This window comes from Ewingella sp. AOP9-I1-14 (assembly GCF_052375995.1).
Classification (GTDB): domain Bacteria; phylum Pseudomonadota; class Gammaproteobacteria; order Enterobacterales; family Enterobacteriaceae; genus Ewingella; species Ewingella allii.
Genome location: NZ_JBQSVA010000004.1, coordinates 262,013 through 283,946, shown reverse-complemented (window position 1 = coordinate 283,946; position 21,934 = coordinate 262,013). Strand labels below are relative to the sequence as shown.

At 54.6% G+C, this 21,934-nt stretch carries 22 protein-coding genes and 1 pseudogene; 11 read left to right on the top strand and 12 right to left on the bottom strand.

Going from position 1 to position 21,934, the window contains the following annotated elements; genetic code table 11:
• Positions 1-20: 20 nt before the first annotated feature.
• From ACT3RT_RS13870 to ACT3RT_RS13860, 3 genes and pseudogenes are all read right to left on the bottom strand, one after another.
• Positions 21-770: a BRO-N domain-containing protein gene (locus ACT3RT_RS13870; protein ID WP_496203160.1), complete on the bottom strand. Its 750-nt coding sequence runs from the start codon at positions 768-770 to the stop codon at positions 21-23.
• 24 nt (positions 771-794) lie between these two features.
• A pseudogene (locus tag ACT3RT_RS13865) lies at positions 795-1,023 on the bottom strand (ash family protein); the annotation flags it as partial.
• A 111-nt stretch (positions 1,024-1,134) separates the two neighbouring features.
• On the bottom strand, positions 1,135-1,407 hold the full coding sequence (locus tag ACT3RT_RS13860) for a hypothetical protein (protein ID WP_496203159.1): 273 nt from the start codon (positions 1,405-1,407) through the stop codon (positions 1,135-1,137).
• Positions 1,408-1,583: 176 nt separating this feature from the next.
• Between ACT3RT_RS13860 and ACT3RT_RS13855 the strand changes: the two genes are divergently transcribed.
• The 7 genes from ACT3RT_RS13855 to ACT3RT_RS13825 all read left to right on the top strand — a co-directional run bounded on the left by ACT3RT_RS13855 (position 1,584) and on the right by ACT3RT_RS13825 (position 7,075).
• Positions 1,584-3,653 (top strand): glycosyl hydrolase family 28-related protein, encoded by a 2,070-nt coding sequence (locus ACT3RT_RS13855; RefSeq protein ID WP_496203158.1) that lies wholly within the window; start codon positions 1,584-1,586, stop codon positions 3,651-3,653.
• 175 nt (positions 3,654-3,828) lie between these two features.
• Entirely contained in the window at positions 3,829-4,149 is a 321-nt protein-coding gene (locus ACT3RT_RS13850; RefSeq protein WP_485900603.1) for a hypothetical protein, read from the top strand.
• Positions 4,146-4,661 carry a lysozyme gene (locus ACT3RT_RS13845; RefSeq protein ID WP_496203157.1) on the top strand — a complete coding sequence of 172 codons (516 nt, stop codon included), beginning with the start codon at positions 4,146-4,148 and terminating at the stop codon, positions 4,659-4,661. Before ACT3RT_RS13850 ends, ACT3RT_RS13845 begins: the two co-directional genes overlap by 4 nt.
• Positions 4,646-5,023: a hypothetical protein gene (locus tag ACT3RT_RS13840; protein ID WP_485900599.1), complete on the top strand. Its 378-nt coding sequence runs from the start codon at positions 4,646-4,648 to the stop codon at positions 5,021-5,023. Before ACT3RT_RS13845 ends, ACT3RT_RS13840 begins: the two co-directional genes overlap by 16 nt.
• Positions 5,020-5,301, top strand: a complete 282-nt coding sequence (locus ACT3RT_RS13835; protein ID WP_496203156.1) for a hypothetical protein — start codon at positions 5,020-5,022, stop codon at positions 5,299-5,301. The genes ACT3RT_RS13840 and ACT3RT_RS13835 overlap by 4 nt, the downstream gene beginning before the upstream one ends.
• 222 nt (positions 5,302-5,523) lie before the next feature.
• Positions 5,524-5,907 (top strand): hypothetical protein, encoded by a 384-nt coding sequence (locus tag ACT3RT_RS13830; protein WP_353502116.1) that lies wholly within the window; start codon positions 5,524-5,526, stop codon positions 5,905-5,907.
• Positions 5,908-6,082: 175 nt separating this feature from the next.
• Complete coding sequence (locus ACT3RT_RS13825) at positions 6,083-7,075, top strand: fatty acid desaturase (protein WP_496203155.1); 993 nt, start codon at positions 6,083-6,085, stop codon at positions 7,073-7,075.
• A gap of 59 nt (positions 7,076-7,134) precedes the next feature.
• Here ACT3RT_RS13825 and ACT3RT_RS13820 read toward each other — a convergent pair whose 3' ends face one another.
• The 6 genes from ACT3RT_RS13820 to ACT3RT_RS13795 form a co-directional block, all read right to left on the bottom strand.
• Positions 7,135-8,469 (bottom strand): LLM class flavin-dependent oxidoreductase, encoded by a 1,335-nt coding sequence (locus tag ACT3RT_RS13820; RefSeq protein WP_496203154.1) that lies wholly within the window; start codon positions 8,467-8,469, stop codon positions 7,135-7,137.
• Between the two features lie 50 nt (positions 8,470-8,519).
• Positions 8,520-9,419 carry an ABC transporter substrate-binding protein gene (locus ACT3RT_RS13815; protein ID WP_496203153.1) on the bottom strand — a complete coding sequence of 300 codons (900 nt, stop codon included), beginning with the start codon at positions 9,417-9,419 and terminating at the stop codon, positions 8,520-8,522.
• 72 nt (positions 9,420-9,491) lie between these two features.
• Complete coding sequence (locus ACT3RT_RS13810) at positions 9,492-10,160, bottom strand: ABC transporter permease (protein WP_353502113.1); 669 nt, start codon at positions 10,158-10,160, stop codon at positions 9,492-9,494.
• Positions 10,160-10,789 carry an ABC transporter permease gene (locus ACT3RT_RS13805; protein ID WP_485900590.1) on the bottom strand — a complete coding sequence of 210 codons (630 nt, stop codon included), beginning with the start codon at positions 10,787-10,789 and terminating at the stop codon, positions 10,160-10,162. The genes ACT3RT_RS13810 and ACT3RT_RS13805 overlap by 1 nt, the downstream gene beginning before the upstream one ends.
• Positions 10,782-11,861 carry an ABC transporter ATP-binding protein gene (locus ACT3RT_RS13800; protein ID WP_485900588.1) on the bottom strand — a complete coding sequence of 360 codons (1,080 nt, stop codon included), beginning with the start codon at positions 11,859-11,861 and terminating at the stop codon, positions 10,782-10,784. The genes ACT3RT_RS13805 and ACT3RT_RS13800 overlap by 8 nt, the downstream gene beginning before the upstream one ends.
• Before the next feature lie 207 nt (positions 11,862-12,068).
• Entirely contained in the window at positions 12,069-13,286 is a 1,218-nt protein-coding gene (locus tag ACT3RT_RS13795) for an MFS transporter (RefSeq protein ID WP_485900586.1), read from the bottom strand.
• Positions 13,287-13,387: 101 nt separating this feature from the next.
• Here ACT3RT_RS13795 and ACT3RT_RS13790 point away from each other — a divergent pair, with 101 nt between their 5' ends.
• The 3 genes from ACT3RT_RS13790 (at position 13,388) to ACT3RT_RS13780 (ending at position 16,329) form a co-directional block, all read left to right on the top strand.
• Entirely contained in the window at positions 13,388-14,323 is a 936-nt protein-coding gene (locus ACT3RT_RS13790; RefSeq protein ID WP_496203152.1) for a LysR family transcriptional regulator, read from the top strand.
• Between the two features lie 44 nt (positions 14,324-14,367).
• Positions 14,368-15,351, top strand: coding sequence for a zinc transporter ZntB (gene zntB / locus ACT3RT_RS13785; protein WP_353502108.1), 984 nt, complete (start codon positions 14,368-14,370; stop codon positions 15,349-15,351).
• A gap of 294 nt (positions 15,352-15,645) precedes the next feature.
• Positions 15,646-16,329, top strand: coding sequence for a hypothetical protein (locus ACT3RT_RS13780; RefSeq protein WP_485900583.1), 684 nt, complete (start codon positions 15,646-15,648; stop codon positions 16,327-16,329).
• Positions 16,330-16,396: 67 nt separating this feature from the next.
• Here the strand turns inward: ACT3RT_RS13780 and ttcA are convergent, their stop codons facing one another.
• Together ttcA and ACT3RT_RS13770 are read right to left on the bottom strand one after the other, a co-directional pair.
• Entirely contained in the window at positions 16,397-17,338 is a 942-nt protein-coding gene (ttcA, locus tag ACT3RT_RS13775; RefSeq protein ID WP_485900581.1) for a tRNA 2-thiocytidine(32) synthetase TtcA, read from the bottom strand.
• A 347-nt stretch (positions 17,339-17,685) separates the two neighbouring features.
• Positions 17,686-20,193, bottom strand: a complete 2,508-nt coding sequence (locus ACT3RT_RS13770; protein ID WP_496203151.1) for a heavy metal translocating P-type ATPase — start codon at positions 20,191-20,193, stop codon at positions 17,686-17,688.
• A gap of 605 nt (positions 20,194-20,798) precedes the next feature.
• On the opposite strand from ACT3RT_RS13770, the gene ACT3RT_RS13765 reads away from it, so the two are divergent.
• On the top strand, positions 20,799-21,623 hold the full coding sequence (locus tag ACT3RT_RS13765; protein WP_496203150.1) for a lysostaphin resistance A-like protein: 825 nt from the start codon (positions 20,799-20,801) through the stop codon (positions 21,621-21,623).
• Positions 21,624-21,683: 60 nt separating this feature from the next.
• Here the strand turns inward: ACT3RT_RS13765 and ACT3RT_RS13760 are convergent, their stop codons facing one another.
• Complete coding sequence (locus ACT3RT_RS13760; RefSeq protein ID WP_353502103.1) at positions 21,684-21,914, bottom strand: hypothetical protein; 231 nt, start codon at positions 21,912-21,914, stop codon at positions 21,684-21,686.
• Positions 21,915-21,934 lie beyond the last annotated feature (20 nt).

The window sequence follows — 21,934 nt, the reverse complement described above, 5'->3', positions numbered from 1 at the left end:
CCTTCCTTGGGGCTTTTTCTTTACCTGATTTTAGTCGCCTGCTGGATGTACGCCGCATGCGTGGCGATATCCAACATCAACTTATGCTGCTGCACCATCAGGTGCCTCACGATCTCCAGCTCTCGATACGCGCCCGCCACGTTGTGCCCGTTCTCTGCCAGCTCGCGCAGAAGTGCGCCAAGCTGCGTTTTGCTGTTGTCCGCCACTATAGCGGCCATGAACTCCGCCGGGCCGACATCCGTGTTGTTGTAGTGGTATTGGTTCTGCACTGCCTTCATTATCATCGGGACACATTCGTCGGCGATACGCTGCGCCGCTTTGCTGGCAGTGGCGTTCTTGCCGCGGCGGTTGTCGCGAACGGTCATTGTGGTGGCGGTCGATGTGCCGACCAGATCCCCAAGCATCTCAGGTTTACCAACAGAGTATTGACCGGTCTGGTGGATGGCAGGCAGCACCTCGGCAGTGACCCACTTGCGGAAACGGTAGGGGATAGTGCCTTTTCTTACTGCGTCTCGGCAGCGTAGGATTAGGGTGTAAAGGCCTGATTCCGAAATGATGGAAATGCTCTGGGCGCCCATTCCGGGCTGACTGTCGGTTAAACCGACGGTATCTTTTTCGTCATCATCCAGTTTAAGAAGAGCGTCTCTGTTATTGGTAAGCCCGAGAGCATCGCAGACATCAATGGCAACAAACCAGGGAGAACCGTTAATAGTAATAGCGCGGATTTTTGTATTGGATTCGAATGAAAAAACTGCGGGTTTAGCATTCATGTGATCACCTTTGTAGTCAGGTTAATCACCACCGAAGGTCTCAATCTTGCTGGTGGTGAGCTGAACGGGGTTGAGACTACCGGCTACAAAGGACCCGGCCAACCTTTCGGCTGCCCCGCCCAGCCCACCATAATTCTGATGTGGCTGTGCTTTACACATAAAAAAACCGCTTGCGCGGTGAATGCGCCTTTGTAGTGAACAGGGTCTCAATCCCGACATCAGATTTTGCTGATGTGCAATCACTATGGCGCATTATTTGCGGCAAGTAAACTTACCGGAAAGGTAACAATTGCGCCATTTAAATTTATAAAGATTACCTGTATTTAAGGTGGATCCTTATAAATCAGTGCTCGACACTCGGTAATTATCCGATTTCCTTTTTTGCCTTTTGCAGCAAATAAGTGAGGTGCGTCTCAATATCCCGCAGAGTTTCCTGATTGCTGGTCACGTAGTTGAGCAGGGCTTTCAGCTCTGTCATTGCACCTGATATGTCATAACCTCGTTCATGTAGTTGGAGCAGCAATCTCTCGATGTTTGAACCTGATGTTAGTCCTGCCACTCCCTTTGGTGTGTGAACCTTTTCTGAGTACGCATCCGTGCAAGGATAGTGATAGTCATATTCGCCTCCCGTATTCATAACCTACCTCTCATAAAAGCACTGTATAAAAACACAGTAGCAAAGCGGTACAGATTTTTCCATTACTTTAACGTTACCCTACGGGTGATTTATGGATTTAATTTGAAGTAATAAAATTCATATAAGGATTATTTGGCGGTAAGATGTGTGGATAATAACCAACGCGGAGCCGCGCCATGACTGTTTCAACCGAGATTGACAGCGAACAATTCACCGGTAATGGGGTAACTACCACATTTCCATATCGATTTAGAATCCTACAACCATCAAATATGGTTGTTACACGTATTGATCTCAGTGATGCTGAAACTGTATTGACCTTAGGAACTGATTACACCATCACTGGTGTGGGAGGTTATTCGGGCGGTAACGTGATCCTGACTACGCCACTACCTAGTGGTTATGGCCTAACCCTGGTTCGAGAAATTCCTTTAACTCAGGAAACAGACCTGCGAAATCAGGGTACGTTTTTCGCTGAAGTTCACGAAGACGTGTTCGATAAGCTAACCATGCTGATCCAGCAGGTATGGAGCCGCTTTAATTTATCGCTACGTCGTAATACACCGCTATCAAAATTTTATGACGCCAAGGGCTATCGCATTGCTAACATGGCCAACCCTGTAAGCCCGCAGGATGCTACAACAAAAAGCTATGTTGATAGTGTTGCAAATACAAACCTCACACACACCTTACGCGTTCCAGAGCCTATTAATGAACTACCTTCCGCCGAGGAACGAGCAAATAAAGTACCTGCGTTTGACAGCTTAGGGCGTGCAATTGTAGTAATCCCTACAACTGGTAGCGCAGCAGACGTACTTATTCAACTGGCGAAACCTTCAGGTGCAGGCCTTTCTGGTTTTGATAAATCATTATCATATCCATCAGGCACAGTGGGCGAGGCATTGAAGGGTGTCAAATCACCGGATGGATTTAACGCTGTTGGCCGGTTCCTTAACCTTTCAGAGTTACGATCATTTCCACCAGCGGCTATCGGTGATGTCGTTTATGTTGCCTCAGCAGCAAGCACTGGAACGTCAGATATTCATTATGGCGGAGGGAATTTTCAGGCCGTGAGCAAAGGAAGTTTGCTTGACGATGGTGGGATGACTATTGTTCCAATTACAGGAACAATGGCTTGGAAGAGGATAAATGTAGAGAGGGTTTACATTGAATATTTTGGGGCAATTGGCGATGGGGTAACGGATAGCACTTCCGCCATATTGGCCGCCATGGATTACGGGAAGCACCACAAGGTGACAATATATGCCGGTCCTGGCATATTTGAAACTTCCTCAACAATACCTGTATGGGATAGATCTGGCCTTGTGGGGGATGGCAGGGATAAAACAATCTTTGAGAAAACCACTAATAACCCTTACACAATTGCCACAGGTGTTACTGCTGATGCTTTCATTTGCATACTTGCTAGTACATATGATCCAGAAGGTACAGACGCTAGTGCATACGCGATCTTAGTAAATCTATCCGGTTTCACAGCTAGGCGCAAAGGTATTACCGGTAGAGAGGATGCAGTTTATTACGGTATTTGGGCTTCTAAGTTGGCGGCCTCTAGATTGTCAGATCTTAGGATAGAGTGCGGTAACTTTGGTTTTTGGGGGGAGGATGTATTCTCTAATACTTTTGAGAGTTTACAATTCCTAGGATTAGGCGTAGGTCAATATTGCGGTTTCCAAATATCCAGGTACCGTTCAGGTGTCTATAGATTATCTGGCACATCTAACGTACTAACTCTAGTTGGTGTTGCGGGTTACCAAATTGGGTTTAAATTGGATTCCATGCAATATTGCACACTTAACTCTTGTACAGCTGATGGCATCCGTCCTATGTCTGGAACTAGTGAGACTCTTGCCTCTGCATATAGTTTCCATAACCCGCATGGTATTACCATGAACGGCTGTGGTTCAGAGGGGGTTTCAGGGCAACGTTTGAGCATAACCATGGATGGTTTTGCGGTTTATGATAGCACTGTGACCGTGAACTCGTACCAGGGGCAGATCGTGCAAGAGAACCCTGTTGTTCCAAACACGCCAATTTATCGTGTTGATGGCACAGGTGCTGTAAAGTTCTGTAGCGTTAGCTTTATTAACTGCAATCTTAAAAAAGACGTGAGCCTTGGAAACCAGATTGTAGGGCTAATAGTTGGCGCAAACACAAATGTATTTAATATAGGCTCTATAATAGACGTTCCGGGGTTAAGTAACGGCGCAACATTTAAGAGTCTTTAATTGACAGTACTCCAGTTTGATCTGGTGTGATGTATTATCAATAGGCTAGATTCTTACAATTATTATTTTTTATTTTCAAAAGGATCGAAAAGGAATCAAGCACAATGAAAGGTAATTTTTAACCACATATGAATAATTGTGTATCATGGGCCAACCACACTAAGGGGGTTGTCTCATGAGCCAATTAAACAACTGGTTTAGCAACGCATTAAACACTATCGGCAGCTGGATAACGTATCTATGGGCCACTGTCACCGCAGGAACAGCGCTATTATCGCTTCAGGATTACACCTTCATCATCGGTACCGTCATCGGTGCCATCTATACAATCCGCACCTATCGCATCAACAAAGCCGCGCAGCTAGCCGCAATGGCAGACAAGCAAAGAAGAACTGATTTATACGCCGAGTGGCTCAAGAACTACGATCCGTCTAAACCTCCCGCAGCCCTAGAAATAGTCAACGAAGCGCTACAACGTGCGAGTAACGACGCATGAGCGCCCTCAGGAAAGCCGGTAAAGCCGGAGCCGTCTGTTCTGTTGCGGCAATAATCGCAATGGTAGTCGCCAGCGGACAGGTCAGGACCAGCGAGAAGGGTTTGGAACTGATAGGTAACGCGGAGTCATGCCAGCGCGATCCGTACCGCTGCCCGGCTGATGTCTGGACGGATGGCATAGGGAACACGCACGGCGTTAAGCCTGGCGTTCGCAAGACAGATGCGCAGGTAGCTGCTGACTGGGAGAAAAACATCCTTGAGGCAGAGAAATGCGTCGACCGATACGGGAACGGCAAGAAGCTGACACAGGGGCCATTCGACGCAGCTGTCAGTGTAACCTTTAACTTGGGCTGTCCGGCGATGCAGAAATCCACAATGTTCTGGATGTTCCGGCAGGGCCGCATTGACGATGGTTGCAACCAGTTCCCGCGCTGGGTTTACGCTGGGGGTAAGGTGTTGCCCGGTCTGGTGACACGGCGCGATAAGGAGAAGGCATTATGCTTAAGCCATTAGCCTATATCGTGGTCGTACTGCTGGCGCTGTCTGCCGTAATCGGCGCTGGCGCGTGGATGGCCTCCCGCCACTATCAGCCGACTATTGATAGCCTTAATGCCAAGCTGTCAAAATGTCGGAGCCTGAAGGACCAGGCCGACGCGGGAATTCTCACGCAGAATAATGCCATTACGGCTTTAAGCCTGGCGGGCATAGCCCGCGGCCTTGCCGCTGAGAACGCCGTGGCCACCGCCCGCATATCAGCCAAAGATGACTATGGTAAGGCCAACGATGTGCTGGCTGAGCGGGTGGATGGTCATGATGTTTGCGCAGCTGCCGCATCAGCATTCGACGCCGAACTGGCGCGGGAGCGTGCGAAATGAAATGGCTTATCGTCGTGATTCTTTTTGCCCTGGTCGGATGCGGCAAAGAGGTGAAGAAAATGGATCCGGTTTATGTTGAAGTCAAAGTCCCGGTTGCGGTACCGTGTGACCCCGGCGCAATCTCAGCGCCAGCCTTTGCCGTTGACCGGCTACCGATCGGTTCCTCCATTGATAAGCAGATGCAAGCTCTGCGAGCAGAACGCCACCAGCGCATTGGTTATGAGAAAGAACTCAAAGCTGGTGTTGATTCTTGCCGTTCCACGGCAAAGCCGGGTTAACTTCATCCAGCAACGGTATTGAAGACGGTATAAGTAAGTTGTTTATTTATAAATATCAATAAATACAATCATATAAATGCTCTGTATATAACAAAGCACTGATATTTGGCTCATAGCGGCTAACGCAGCAAAGAAGAGCACCCTGTCGCGGAGGTGCTCTTTCTGTTGGTGGCGATGAACAAAGAGTGACGATGAAAAAAAACCATAAAACGGAGTTAGAAAATGGAAGAAGTGAGTAAAGCCAAGCGCCCGATACTAGCGATGGTTTTGGCGGTATTCTTGGTTTTAAAAATGCTTTCTGGCTGGGATTTTGTCATGAAGGCATCGGGGCCGACGGTGTATATCGTGGCGCTACAGCTGCTGATCGTGGCGTACGTGGTATTTAAAATGAACACGCGCGGCGGGGGCGTGAAAGCGATTAACCTGCTGATGGGGCTGGTGGCGATAGTCATCCTGCTCGATATGTCGATTATTGGCATCATCTTCAGCGGCAAGGCGATCCCCAAAGAGTTCTACCCGCAAATGCTGGGCGCCGAGCTGATCTATATTCTGACCATTATTTATCTCTATTTCTCGAAAAAGCTCAAAGCTTTCAAAGCTGCGTAGTCGAGAATTCAGCACGGATTTTCCCCGCTATTTTCACCCCCGTAAAACCATGCATTTACGGGGGATTCTTCTAAGCAATTCAGTGACTAAGCTTAGCAATTCAAATCACTTGTGGTTTCCCCCTCGCTGATTAATCTCTGGCTGATTAATTCATCACATTTGCCAGTGGATCATCATGAGTGGAAGGGCATCGGTTTATATAAATGAGCAGCAGCGCGAGGCGGTGCAGGCGCTGCATCGCAGCTGGTTGTGGCGCACGGAGCTGCCAACCTGGCTGCTGATCATCACCATTTATAGCGGCTGGTTTGTTACCGTGGCCTACTGGCAGACACTGGGGCGGCTACCCGCGACCCTGCTGCTTATCTGGTTCAGCACCTGGTATATGTCTCTACAGCACGAGCTGCTGCACGGCCATCCGACCCGTTTCCCCCGGCTTAACCAGCTGTTCGGCCTGCTGCCATTTTCCATCTGGTATCCTTACGGCACCTATCGCGACCTGCACCTTAAGCACCATTTTGATGAAGATCTCACCGTGCCGGAAACCGACCCCGAGAGTTACTATTTTACCGAGCGCCGATGGCACCATTTTAACGGCCTACAGCGCCAGCTGGTGCGACTGCGCAATACCTTTCCGGGGCGACTGCTGTTAACGCCGTTGCTAACCATGCGTTTTACCTTCGTCAATATTTGGCACTCTTTTCGCTATCGCCGCCCGGCATCGATGGCGATGTGGTCGGTGCATCTGCTGTTACTGATTCCGGTGCTGGGCTGGCTGGTGAAGCACGACTTTGGGGTGATCTACTATCTGCTGGCAGTGACCTGGCCGATGCTGGCGATGACCAAAGTGCGATCTTTCTTCGAGCACCGCGCGGCGGAGGATCCCGAAGCCCGCACGGTGATCAACGAGGCGGGCTGGTTCTGGCGGCTGCTGTTCCTTAATCTCAACTACCACTCGGTGCATCACGACCTGCCGCGCGTGCCGTGGTACGGCTTGCCGCAGGTCTACCGCGCCAATAAAGCTGACTATCTGGCGCGCAATCAGGGCTTTCTGGTCAACGGCTATGGCGAGCTGATGCGTGAACACCTGATTAAACCCATCAAGGTGGAGATCAATACCTATTTCCCTCACGGCCGGGTTGAGCAGCAGGAACAGGCGCAGAAGGAGTGAACTACACTCTGGTGATAAAAAAGGCCCATGTCGGGCCTTTTTGCTTTCTGTTCGAAGACTTACTGAGGTTTAGCAAACTGATTAACCACCGGCGGCAGTCCCAGCTTTTCACGTAGGGTGCCGGGCTGGTAGGCCTGTTTCATCACGCCACGGGCTTTCAGCAGGGGCGCGACCTGCTCGATAAAGTTGTCAAGATCCACCGGCAGGAAGGGGAACATCAGGTTATAGCCGTCGACGGCACCGGCGTGGAAGGCCTCGGTCAGCTTGTCGGCTACCTCTTCGGCAGTTCCCAGCACTAGCCAGCTGTCGGAGCTTTGCAGCAGCAGGCGGCCCAGCTCCAGCACCGTCAGCTTCTTGTCGTAGCCGCGAATAATGCTGAGCGCGGTGCGCAGGCCATCGAAGTCCTGCTCATCCGGCAACGGCGGCAGCGGGGCGTGAGGATCGTACACGCTCAGATTCATACGCAGATAGGTGCTGAGCAGGTCGAGCGCCATCTGGTCGTTCATTAGCGATTCGATCAGCCCCTGGCGCTGCTGTTTCTCTTCTTCACTGTTGACCACCACCGGCAGCACGCCGCCGAGGATTTTGAAATGCGCCGGATCGCGGCCGTTTTCGCGCAGGCGGCGGTCCATGTCGGCGCGGTAAATCAGCCCCTTTTCGATATCACGCATAAATACAAAGTGAATGTCAGCCTGCGCGGCGGCCAGCTGTTTGCCGGATTCTGAAGAGCCGGCCTGTACCACAATAGGGTGGCCCTGCGGCGGGCGCGGCAGGTTGAGCGGGCCGCGCACCCTGAAGAATTCTCCTTCATGGTTCAACTGATGCACTTTTTGCGGGTCAGTGAAATAGCCGCTCTGCTTGTCAATCAGCACCGCGTCATCCTGCCACGAGTCCCAGAGTTTGCGCACGACATCGATAAATTCGGCGGCGCGCTGATAGCGCGTGTCATGCTTCGGCAGCTGCTCTAAGCCGTAGTTAGCGGCTTCTTCTGGCAGCCACGAGGTGACCACGTTCCAGCTGGCGCGGCCCTCGCTGAGAAAGTCCAGCGAGGCAAAATAGCGGGACAGATTGTAAGGCTCGTTGTAGGAGGTGGACGCGGTGGCCATCAGGCCAATGTGCTCGGTGACGGCCGAGAGCGCGGCGAGCAGGGTGATCGGCTCCAGGCGCGGATTGGCGTAGTGGGCCATGCCGCTTGGCACGGTGTCCCAGACGGCCACGTGGTCGGCGATGAAAATGTTGTCCAGCGTCGCCGCCTCGGCTTTGCGAGCCAGATCGGCGAAATATTTCAGCGTGAAGATCTCTTTTCCCGGCGCGTCGGGGTGGCGCCATGAGAAACGATAATCCCCCTGAGGATTGAAGAAAAACAGATTGAATATGGCGGTTTGTTGCGACATGTCGGCTACTCGCTGTGAAGATGAGGACCCTCCCTGGCCCGCGGACGGCGCTATTTCGCCGCCAGTTTGTCTTTAACCCACTGCTCGGCGACCTTGGCCGGATCTTTATGATCCACGTCCACCTGCTTGTTCAGTTGGATAATGTCTTGGGTGGTCAGGTGCGCAGAAACGTTGTTCAGCACCTCTTCCACTTTTGGCGACACCGCGCCTTTATGGATCAGCGGCACCAGATTCTGCGCGGGTTGCTCGTGCTTATCGTCTTCCAGCACCACCCAGTTCTCTTTCGCCAAATCGCCTTGGGTGGAGATGATGGTCGCCACGTCAATTTTGCGCGAATTAAGCGCCAGACGGCTCAGAGGCCCGGCGATATCCAGCGATTTGAAAGATTTAAATTTGATGCCATAAACGCGTTCCAGACCCGGCAGACCAAGGGCGCGGGTGGCCACTTCTGGCGGGCCGCCGACCACCAGCTCAGGGGCGACTTTTGCCAAATCAGACAGGGTTTTCAGATTGTACTTCTTGGCGGTTTCTGCCCGCACTGCCCACGCCGTAATGGAAGCGGCCGGAGAGGCGTTGAGCAGCTGCAAGTCGGCTGGCAGCGTTTGCTTCAGCTCGTCAGAAACTTCCTGCTCGGTGGTGGCCTTGCTGCCGCCGTGGTAGTAGTTGAGCAGCGCGCCGAGATACTCCGGCACCACGTCCAGCTCGCCAGATTTCAGCGCCGGAATAATGATTTCGCGGTTACCCAAGTTCAGGCGCGTTTTCACCTCAATCCCTTGCTGTTTTAGGGCGCTGGCATAGATGTTAGCCAAAATGGTTTGCTCGGAGTAGTTGGCACCGCCGATAGTCACCGTCTCGGCGTGGGCCGCGAAGGCTGCGCTTGACATCCCAGCGGCTAACAGACTCAGCCGGAAACCTTTACCTGTTGCGGACAACCAATTTTTTATCATCATTGTTTCTCTTTTATGGGTGGATGTTGTTATGAGCGTTGTTGTGGATGTTTTTATGGCTATGCGTGCGGGCAATTAGCCCGCGTTTGAAACCGAAAAGTGCAGCCAGCGTTTCGCCACCAGAGACATCAGCAGCTCGCAGATAATCGCCAGCAGTGAAATCACCAGAGAACCCGCCACGACCTGAGGAAAGTCGCGCTGGCCCAGCCCGTCGATCAGAAAACGCCCCAGCCCGTCCAGCCCGGCGTATGCGGCGACGACCGCCGTAGCGATCAGCTGCAACAGCGAAGTGCGAATACCGGCGAAAATTAGCGGCATCGCCAGCGGGATGCGCACTTGCAGCAGGCTCTGTAACGGCGTCATGCCCATAGCTTTGGCGGCGTCGCACAGGGTTTGGTCGGCATTGCTGATGCCCACATAGGTGTTGGTCAGCATCGGCGGAATAGCCAGCGCCACCAGCGCGATAAACACCGGCACGTCGGTAAAGCCAAACAGCATGATGCACAGCAGAATAATGCCCAGCGAGGGGAAGGCCTGGCCGATGTTAAACAGGTTGATAACCAGAAAACCGCCGCGCTTCCAGTAACCAAACAGAATGCCCAGCGGCTGGGCGATCAGCACGGCTATCACCAGACTGACCAGCACGTAATAGAGGTGCTGCCCAAAGCGTTGCCAGATACCCAAATCGCCGGACCAGTGGTCAGCCTGCAAGAACCAGTGCCAGGTTTCAGTAATGATGTTCATCAGCGCGTCCACCCTGTCAGGCGATAGCCGAGGTGGGTTATCGCAAAATCGAGAGTCAGCGACAGCACCAGGCTGAGCAGCAGGCTGACCAGAATGGGCGTCAGGAAGTTTTGGTTGAAGCCGAGGATCATCAGCTGCCCCAGACCACCTTGCCCAATCAGCGCGGTGACGATCACCAGCCCGACCAGCGTCACCGAGGCCACGCGCAGCCCGGCAAACAGAGAAGGCAGGATCAGGAAGATTTCGATGTCGATAAAGCGACCAAAGCGCGTGTAGCCAAGGGCGCGGGCTGACTCCAGCACTTCAGCGGGGAGCTTCTGCATGCCCGCCAGCACGTTACGCAGCAGGATCAGCAGTGAATAGAGGGTCAGGCCAATCACCGAGGTGGTCATCGACAGCCCGGTCCACGGCAGCAGCAGGATAAACAGCGCCAGCGAGGGAATGGTAAACAGCACGCCGCTGACTGAAATCAGCGGGCCAGCCACCGCGGGCCAGGCAATAGAAACCAGCAGCATGAGCGCGGTGATGCCGGTGCCGAGCGCCAAAGAGAGCATCACCATTTGCAGATGTTGCAGCGTCAGTTCGCCAATCATTGCCGAGTTATCGGATATCCACTGCCATTCAATCATGGGTATGCAGCTCCTGATGATGGCTTAACGCCTGACTCAGCAAACTGGCGTCGATGGCTCCGGCGTAGGTGCCGTCGGCCGCCACGCGCACCAGCACGCCCTGCGGCACCTCCAGCAAATCGCTGTAGGCTTTGCGCAATGAGTGGTGCTCCTCCGCGACCTGTACCGCAACTTGCTGGCCATTCTCCTGCCAGTAGAGTGGTCGGCGCTTGTTATCCAGCACCAGAGCACGTGGATGGCCGAGCAGGGGATATTCCCCGGTCAACGGCTGCCCGTCCTGGGTTAACAGAGAGACGCCGTGGTGCGGCAAGTCGCCGACGCGCATCATGCCGAGGCGTTTGAGATTCGGCTCCGGGCCGATGAAATCGCGGACAAAATCGCTGGCCGGGAAGGAGAGAATATTGTCCGGCGTGTCGAACTGCGCCAGGCGCCCACCCTGTTGGAAGATGGCAATGCGGTCCCCCAAACGAATGGCTTCATTAATGTCATGGGTGACCAGAATAATGGTTTTACGCAGTCGCCCCTGAAGCTCTAGCAGCTCGCCTTGCAGCTTATCTCTGACCACGGGATCGATGGCGGCGAAAGGCTCATCCATCAACAGCACCGGCGGGTCGGCGGCCAGCGCGCGGGCGATGGACACCCGGCTCTGCTGCCCGCCAGAGAGCTGGTGGGGGTAGCGTTTGAGCACAAAAGGGTCGAGGGACATCAGCGCCACCAGCTCGTCGATACGGCGGGCGATAGTGCGCTTGTCCCAGCCGAGCAGGCGCGGCACGGTGGCAATGTTCTCCGCCACGGTGCGATGGGGGAACAGCGCCGGGCTTTGCATCACAAAACCGATTTTGCGCCGTACTTGAATAATATCGGCAGTCGACAGCGGCTGGCCCTGAACATAGACCTCGCCGCTGTCGGGAATATCCAGACGATTTATCATGCGCAGCGTGGTGGTTTTGCCACAGCCGCTGGGACCAACAAAGGTGCAGAACTCGCCATCATTAATGGTGATACTCAGCGAGTGAATGGCGTGCTGGGCGTTGCCCGGATAGGTCTTATTGATATTTTCGAGTTGGATCATAATGCGTTTTCACTTCCCATACTGCCCAGCCGGTGCTTGAAAACTCAGGGATTTCCCTTAAGTTTCAGTGCGCTATTCGGGGCAGTATTGCAGAGTCGATCGCATTCACAAATCCATCATGGTTCTAAGAATTGCCAAAAAAAGGCTATATACCGAAATATATAGCCTTGGGAGGTTTTGCGCATAAAAGCGCTGTTTTTTGAAGATTTAGTTGTGCAGGTGATGGCTTCTCAATCGCACCCAGAGGCTGGCAGCGGCGGCGAGGGTGGCGACCAGCACCACGGCCGACCAACCGCCGCTTTGCAGCGCAATACTGCCCAGCGAAGATCCCACCGCCATGCCGATAAACATGATGGTGAACAGCACGGCGTTGAGCCTGCCGCGCGCCGCCGGTTCCAGCCCAAACACAATACTTTGGTGGGAAACTAGCGTGGCCTGTACGCCCAAGTCAAAGCCGATCGCACTGAGAACGATCAGCACCAGTTGGGCATTTGTCGACAGCAGCGGCAGTAGGAACATCGCCGCGAACGACAGCATCACAATTCCAGAACCCAGCTGCGTGACCCGCGACGGACCCGATTTATCCGCAATGGCGCCGGCCAGCGGCGCGGCCAATGCGCCTGCTGCTCCGGCTAAGCCGAAGGCTCCGGCTACCGCGCTGCCAAGGTGATAAGTGTCATGCAGCATGATCGCCAGCGTTGACCAGAAGGCGCTGAACGCCATCGACAGCAACCCCTGAGCAATCGCCGCGCGGCGCAGCGTCGGGTAGCGATGCCACAGGTGATACATGGATAACAGCAAGGTGCCATAGCCCAGACGCGCGCCCGGCGTGAAGCGCGGCAGGATCCGCCATAGCGCAATGCCAATCAGCGCAATACTGAAAGCCGCCAGTTGGTACATCACTCGCCAACCGTAATATTCCGCCACAAAGCCGCTGACTACTCTCGATAGCAAAATCCCAATCAAGATGCCGGACATCACGGTGCCCACGGTTTTCCCTCGCTGGGCCTCTGGAGCCAGCGCCGCCGTGGCCGGGACAATGTCCTGCGTCATGGTGGCCGCAACCCCGGTCACCAGACTGGCAAACAGCAGGCCGTGAATGGAGGGCACGAGGCTACACAGCAGCAAAGCCAAGGTTAAAAACAGGCTTTTCAGCAGGATAATCGCACGACGGTCATATCGATCGCCCAGCGGCAGCAGCAATAAAATCCCCAGCGCGTAGCCCGCCTGAGTCAACATCGGCACCATGCCGATGCTGGCTTCCGACGCGCCAACGCCGTTACCCATCAGACCCAGCATAGGCTGGCTGTAATAGATCGAGGCCACCGACAGGCCACCGGCCGTGGCTAGGGTGAAGATCATTTTGGCCGAAAGTGGCAAAGATTCGGCACTCGGCGAGGACGCGATAAGCGAAGTATCAGACATGCTATTTTCTCAACGGTGAATTTGATCGGCATTCTTAATGATTAGAAAGGCAAGTGGTAGCCAGCTAACAGGTAAAACTGTTATACACTTAACGTATGAACATGATGAATTCTTCCGGAACAGACCGTATAGACCTGATGCGAACGTTTGTTCGTATCGTCGAGAGTGGAAACTTATCCGCCGCGGCCTTACAGCTTAATACCAGCCAACCCACGGTGAGCCGCCGGTTGCAGACGCTGGAGCGCATGCTCGGGGTGACGTTAATCCTGCGCAGCACCCACGCCATGAAACTCACCGACGATGGCGAACGCTGCTACGAGCAGGCCAAACAGCTGCTTGAGCGCTGGGCGGCGCTGGAGGACGAACTGCGGGTGGGCGACGCCGAGCCGGTGGGCAGGCTGCGGGTGCGCGCGCCTCATGCGTTTGGACAAAACCAGCTGATTGAGCCTCTGACGCGCTATCTGCAACGCTATCCGCACGTCACCGTTGACTGGATCCTGAATGACACCCGACCAGATTTCATCGCCGAGGACGTGGATTGTGTTATTCAGGTCGGGCATGACAATGATCCTGCGACCATCAAAGTGCTGTTGGCGGAAATCCCGCGCATTGTGGTAGCCGCGCCGTCGCTGCTGGAGAAGCATCCGGTGAGCCAGCTCCAGGAGTTGGCTCAGGCACCGTGGGTGGCCTTGAGCCTGTTTTACCGCAATGAAGTGGTATTGCGTCACGGCGCGGACGGCTCGATGCATCATCTGAATATCCGGCCAAGAATGGCGACAGATAGCCTCAACGCCTTGCGCATGTCGGCGCTCTCGGGGCTGGGCGTGGCGATAGTGTCGTCGTGGATTGTGGCCGACGATTTGGCCTGCGGCGAATTGGTGCATGTCCTGCCGGAATGGGAAGCAGAGGCGCTGCCGGTGTATCTGGTTTATCCCTATTCCAGCTACTATCCCGCCAGGCTGCGCACCTTCATCGCCATGATCCGTGAGGTGGTGCCAAAGTTTGCAGAAATAGCCATCCCCAGCGGCGAGCGCTAGAATTAACAGCATAAAAGTAAATAAAGACAACAGCGAGGAATGTCGTGGAAGTGATTAAGGGTAAAGAACTCCAGGTTTCTGATGCGGTGTACGCCTACCAGCTCGACGGCAAAGGCGGTGTAAGTGAAATCAATACCCAATGCGTTGCCAGTGACCAACAGCCTTGCTGGCTACATCTGGATTACACGCTCCCGGCCAGCGAACAGTGGATTAACAGCACGCCCGTCCTGCCTGATAACGTGCGTGAAGCGCTGGCGGGGGAAAGCATTCGCCCGAAAGTGGTGCGCATGGGCGAGGGGACGCTGATCACCCTGCGCGGCATCAATCTTAACGCCAATTCCAGACCCGACCAGTTGGTGACCATTCGCGTTTACCTTACTGACAAAATGATTGTCTCCACTCGCCATCGCAAAATTTTGTCGATGGATGAGCTGATTAACGACATGCAGCACGGCACGGGGCCGACCGACACCGGCAGCTGGCTGGTGGAGATGTGCGATGCGATGACCGATCACACCAGTGATTTCATTGAAGATCTGCATGACAAAATTATCGATATCGAAGATGACCTGATGGACCAGCAGGTGCCAGAGCGTGGGCAGATGGCACTCTTGCGTAAACAGCTGATTGTGCTGCGCCGCTACATGTCTCCGCAGCGCGACGTTTTCGCCCGGTTAGCCAGTGAGCGCCTGCCGTGGATGAATGACGACGAGCGCCGCCGCATGCAGGAGATTGCCGACCGACTGGGGCGCGGATTGGACGATTTAGACGCCAACATCGCCCGTACCGCCGTGCTGGCGGATGAAATTGGCTCGCTGATGGCCGACGCGCTGAATCGCCGCACCTACACCATGTCGATGCTGGCGATGGTGTTTCTGCCTACCACTTTCCTCACCGGGCTGTTTGGGGTCAACCTCGGCGGCATCCCGGGTAATACCTCGCCTTACGGCTTCGGCATCTTCTGCCTGTCGCTGCTGATTCTGGTACTTGGCGTGGCCTGGTGGCTGAAGAAGAGTAAGTGGTTATAGCGGGAAGTGGCTGAAAAAAGACAAAAAAAAGCCGGTCATAAGACCGGCGCTGTTCGAATTAAAGTGTACTCGCTTAATTCTAAAATAAGTAAATAAGACAATATGGAGCACAACGCCCATCGCTTGACGTTGCATTCACCTGCGAAATAGATACTGAACCTGTTGAGCGGGCCTTATGTTGATTTCGCTCAACCTTTTGGGGATTTTTGCCAGCGTTTGACGATTTGTTAGTCGGACGGTGGGTTATGCGACGCCTGTCGTGCAAGAAAAACGATTACTGTGCAGGAAAATACCATGCAGTCGAAGGATGCTATTCATCAGGCATATGAGAAGGTCACTAATAACTCGCTGGCATTGTGGGAAACCTCGGCTGGCCGCGGCACCCCCATCGAGACCCCTTTTTACCATCCGACCAGGCTGGCGGTGTCCAGCGGCAACCGACCGCATCTGTGTGATTCACTGTTAGAGCTGCTGATGGAGCTCAATCAGGTGGCGCAGAGTGACCCGCTGGTGGACGTCAATCCGCCGCAGGGGGTGCATTTTAGCTTCTTCCCCATCACCCGCGATATTTACGATAGCCCGCAAGAGGTCGAGAGCATTGAGCAGCTTCAGGCGATTTTCACCCAGTGCTGTGCCGACCACGTGATGCATATCAGCCAACTGCGGCTGGTGGCGCTGCCCAATCAGATCCTGCTGGCGGGCATCCCCGATGAGAAAAGCCTGCGAGTACGCCAGCGTCTGGCCGATGTTTTGCTGGACTCCCCGTGGCGCGAGAAGGTCAGGGCGCGTTATCCCTCTGGCGATATCCCGCAGCTGTTTTGGCACAGTACCCTGATGCGCTACAGCGCCGACGTGGTGTCGCCGGAGATCCGCGAAACCTTTAAACGCTTCCAGCACCTGGATTTTGGCCAAGTCCAGCTTCCAGTGCGACTGGTGCTGTGCAGCTATAACTGGCAGCGGCTGTTCACGCTGGCCTAGCGGCAGCGATAAAAAAGCCCGCATCAAGATGAGGCGGGCGAATTCGAGTTACGGCTATTTTTATGGCTTAGAATGACTTAATTTCCAGCACCTGCAGGCGCTCCATCGGCGCAGCATTGTCATCTTCTTCCGGCTGCCAGCCAACCGGCTGCATCGGGATGTCTTCACGGTCAAAGGCTAAATCGCCGCCGTCGACCACCTCGTCACCATGCTTAATGCCTTTAAAATCAAACAGGCTGGTGTCGTTGAGGTGTGAAGGCACCACGTTTTGCATCGCGCTGAACATGGTTTCGATACGGCCCGGATATTTCTTGTCCCAGTCCTTCAACATATCGCCAATCACCTGACGTTGCAGGTTCGGCTGCGAGCCGCACAGGTTACAAGGGATGATTGGGTATTCGCGCGCAATGGCAAAACGCTCGATATCTTTTTCGCGGCAGTAGGCCAGCGGGCGAATAACGATGTGTTTGCCGTCGTCGCTCATCAGTTTTGGTGGCATACCTTTCAGCTTGCCGCCGTAGAACATATTGAGGAACAGGGTCTGTAAGATGTCATCGCGGTGGTGGCCAAGGGCAATCTTGGTACAGCCCAGCTCGGTGGCGGTGCGATACAAAATTCCGCGACGCAGACGCGAGCAGAGTGAGCAGGTGGTTTTGCCCTCTGGGATCTTATCCTTAACGATGGAGTAGGTGTCTTCGGTGACAATCTTATATTCCACACCCTGCTGCTCAAGGTACTCAGGCAGAATGTGCGCCGGGAAGCCCGGTTGTTTCTGGTCGAGGTTCACCGCGATCAGCTCAAAGTTCACCGGCGCGCTCTGCTGCAAATTGCGCAGAATATCCAGCATGGTGTAGCTGTCCTTGCCGCCGGACAGGCAAACCATAATGCGATCGCCTTCCTCAATCATACCGAAATCCGCAATCGCCTTACCGACATCGCGGCGCAGACGCTTTTGCAGCTTGTTGAGGTTGTACTGTTCTTTCTTGTTGGCAGTTGCGTTATCTAACATTTTATTTTGTGACCGATTCGTTCATGGGCAGCACAGGCCAAACGCCTATCCCGCGAGATTCTGGTTATGCATCACGCATAAGTGTGCCGCGTATAATACGGATTACCTCGACGAATGTCAGCGCGTTTTGTAGCAGCAGGGCCCAAGAGCGGGAGCGGGGCGGGATTTTGTCTTCGTGTTTAAAGGGCTATCCACATCAATCTTAGGGGCAAATCCTTGGGTTAGGTTGGGATGAGTGCTCGAGAGTTAATGCGCACGCTGGGCATCCAGTTGGATAAAGATCTGAAAATGAGGGAGCAGGCTTCTCCCGCAAAATAGGAAGAAGCCCTTTTTAAAGCTGAATTGCCTTACCGCGCGTCTTTCGAGCCTTCCACCGCCATCGGTGCCCGGAAGCCTTTCAGCCGCAGGGCGTTGCCGAGTACAAACACGCTGGAAAGCGCCATCGCGGCAGCGGCAAAGATAGGCGACAGCAGGGTGCCATTGACGGGATAGAGCGCGCCCGCCGCGACCGGGATCAGCACCACGTTATAGGCAAATGCCCAGAACAGGTTCTGCTTAATGTTGCGAATGGTGGCCTGACTGAGCGCGATAGCATTCGGCACGCCGCGCAGGTCGCCGGACATCAACACCACGTCGGCCGCCTCGATGGCGACGTCGGTGCCGGTGCCAATCGCCAAACCGACATCGGCCTCGGCTAGCGCCGGGGCGTCATTGATACCATCGCCGACAAAGGCCACGCGTGCACCTCCTGTGCGGAACTGCTTCAGGGCGGCGACTTTGCCGTCCGGCAGGACTTCGGCGGCCACTTCATCAATCCCCAGTTGTTTGGCAATGGCCGCTGCCGTTGCCGCATTATCCCCGGTGATCATCGCCACTTTCAGACCCAGCGCGTGCAGAGCTTTTATGGCCTCCGGGGTGCTCTCCTTGATAGGGTCGGCGACGGCGATAACTGCCGCCAAACGGCCATCAATGGCGGCATACAGCGGACTTTTTCCCTGCTCGCCAAGGCGTTTTGCGGTGGACTGGAAGCCCGCCACGTCCAGCCCCAGTTGGGTCATAAACCGGTCGGCACCGACCGAAATGGTGCGGCCATCTACTTTGGCGGAGACACCAAAGCCCGGCGTCGCCTCGAAGCTCTCTATGGCGGCAAGTTTGATATCACGCTGCTTGGCGGCGGCGACGATAGCCTCGGCGATAGGGTGCTCGGAGCGCGTTTCCACGGCGGCGACCAGTGACAGAACTTCGTCATACTCAAAACCTGCGGCTGGCTCGAGGTCGGTCAGCTCAGGGCGGCCTTTGGTCAGGGTGCCGGTTTTGTCGAGGGCGATCACGCTCACGTCGCGCAATGCCTGCAAGGCTTCCCCTTTGCGGAACAGTACGCCCAGTTCGGCCGCCCGGCCAGTGCCGACCATGATGGAGGTCGGCGTTGCCAATCCCATGGCGCAAGGGCAGGCGATGATCAGCACCGCCACGGCGTTAACCAGCGCGAAGGTCAGGGCAGGCGTCGGGCCGAGGAACAGCCAGAGCAGGAAGGTGACCAGCGCCGCCGCCATGACAGCCGGAACGAACCACATGGTGACTTTATCGACCAGCGCCTGGATCGGCAGTTTCGAGCCTTGAGCTTCCTCTACCAGACGAATAATTTGCGCCAGCACGGTGTTGGAACTGACCTTGGTGACGCGGAAACTAAAGGCACCCGTTTTGTTAATTGTGCCGCCAACCACCTCGGCTCCGGCATTTTTCGAGACCGGTACGGGCTCGCCGGTGATCATGCTTTCATCTACGTAGGAGGAGCCTTCCACCACTTCGCCATCGACCGGGATCTTCTCGCCGGGACGCACCAGCGCGATGTCGCCGGTGGTGACCCGATCGAGAGGGATTTCAAGGGTTTCGCCCTGACGCTCGACGCGTGCCGTTTTGGCCTGCAGGCCAACTAAACGTTTAATCGCTTGTGAAGTGCGGCCCTTAGCGCGGGCCTCTAGCGTGCGGCCAAGCAGGATCAGCGTGACGATAACCGTGGCGGCTTCGAAATAGACGTTCGCCGTGCCCTGCGGCAGAATTTGTGGCACAAAGGTCGCAATCACCGAGTAGCCGTAAGCCGCCGCCGTCCCCACCGAAACCAGCGAGTTCATATCAGGGCCAGCGCGCAACAGCGCCGGGATCCCTTTGCGAAAGAAGCGCAGGCCGGGGCCAAACAGCACCAGCGTGGCGAGTACAAACTGCAGATACCAGCTGTTCTGCTCGCCAATAGTGGTCATCACCCAGTGATGCATTGGCGGGATCAGGTGCGACCCCATCTCAAGGATAAATACCGGCAGGGTGAGCACGAAGGCAATCAGCAGCGAACGACGCAGCGACTTGGCCTCGTTTTCCCGGCGTTCGCTGTCCTGGTCAGCCGAATCGGCCGTTTTCTCCGATAAGCGATGGGATTTATAACCCGCCTGTTCGACGGCATTTTCAAGGTCGCGGATGGTCACCACGCCCGCCAGATGGCGTACCTGCGCGCGTTCGGTCGCCAGATTGACACTCGCTTCCAGCACTCCCGGCAGTTTGCGGAAAGCCTTTTCCACCCGACCGACGCAGGACGCGCAGGTCATCTCTTCGATAGCCAGTTCGGTAGTTTCTTCGCGAACCTCATACCCCGCATTTTCAATCGCTTTAATCGCCGCCTGCGGGTCAGCCTGTTCGCTGAAAGTAATATCAGCACGTTCAGTGGCAAGATTTACTGCCGCAGTCTCCACGCCGGGCACGGCTTTTAATGCCCGCTCAACGCGGCCAACGCAGGAGGCGCAGGTCATCCCTTCGACCGGCAAACTCAGACGCGTGGATAGGGTGGAGCTAGATGGAAGAGCCATGATGTTACTCCTTGAACATGATGTGTTGCAGGAAGCTTAGACCTTCCAGTCAGGGGAAGGTCAAGGAGTTTGTTTTGGGCTGGCCGCCCACACCGACCTCAAAGGTCAAAACCGTGGGCTCGCCGCCCACACTGGCCCAAAGGGTTTTAAACGAAACCCTTTGGAATCCTGCGTTTTTGGCTGTTGGAAGATCGAGGCTTCGCAGGGTCTGAATGGACGTGTTTCAGGCACCTTTGTGATCGTCGCGAAGTGCCGCCGCTTAGGCGGTTCCCGAATTTCAGGCTTCGAGCCTATGGTCTCGAACCATTCATTCGGCGTCACTTCTGAACGCGACCTACTGGCATTTCAACCGTGCCGTTTCAGGTTTTTTTCTTGGGGTTGTGTTTGCTCCTCCCCTGAAAAGGGGGAGGCTGGGAGGGGGTATTACAAAAAATTCAGCGGCTTACAGTAGATTGCAGCCTGGCTTACTCCTTCTCCTTGAAATGGAGAGAGCGCAAATATTACCAGACCAGATCAGAAACTATTTTAAATGCAACCATTCACCCATTCCCCCTCCTAATGCTATGTTTCGTCCCGATTTTCTAAAACATAATTAAGGGAAGCATATGTGGTTCTTACTGGCTGCATCATTACTCGTACTCCAATTTAATAAAAAACTGTCCGTTGCTCTGCTGGTGGTGACTGCCGCTATTGGGGCAGTCACCCATGTTCTTGACTGGCGCGCGCTGGCGTTTTTGGTCGTGCTGGCGGTGATTGCCGGGGTTTACTGTAAATTCAACGGCAGGGCGCTGCGCGCTGGGCTGGAGATTTTACTGGTGGTGGTCTCTGTAGGGCTGATGCTGCACCTGATCCCCGGATTTCATAACCTCAAAGTGCTGGATGGCGTTAAAGCCGGGTCGGAAAGCGCGCCGTTCTCGATGTATTACAACCTCGACAAAGCGCTGGTGCCTTTCGTATTGCTTATCTGCCTGAAGTCGCTATTCACCGCCCCGACCCATTCGCAGGCCAAGCCTTGGCAGTGGCTGGCGTTGGTGGTGGCGGTACCCGCGCTGTTAATGGTGGCGGTGGCGATGGGTGGGTTGAAGGTGGAACTTCACCATCCGGCGTGGTTGTTCCAGTTCGTGCTGGCGAATATCTTCTTCGTTTCGCTGGCGGAAGAGGCGTTATTCCGCGGCTATATTCAGCAGCGTTTAGCGTGGGTAATGCATCCGGTGCTGGCATTGGTGATTGCCTCGCTGCTCTTTGGTGCTCTGCATTTTGCGGGTGGGGCTTTGCTGGTGATTTTTGCCACCCTGGCCGGGCTGATTTACGGGCTGGCGTGGATGTGGAGTGGAAAACTGTGGGTGGCGGTGCTGTTCCACGTTGGGTTGAACCTGTGCCAACTGCTGTTCTTTACCTATCCGGTACTGCAACACGTTAAAGCGGCATAAAAGCAAAAGCCTCTGTTTCAACAGAGGCTTTATTGCACTACTTGCTTCTACTGATAAGGCTTAGCGACCGAACAGGCCACTGAAGAAACCTTTCACCATAGAAGTTGTGGTCTGAGCCACGTTGTAGGTCAGGTTTTGGGTGCAGTTGATTACGTCGTTAACCATTTTGCCAGCGTCGTGTCCAACATCATAACCTGGTTTATCGCTACCCGCGGTCAGTGCACCTTTCAAAGCATCAAACAGGAATCCGCCTTGTACTGATTCCATTTCTTGAGTTGTCAGTTGTTTCATTATCTTTTCCTTGATAAGGC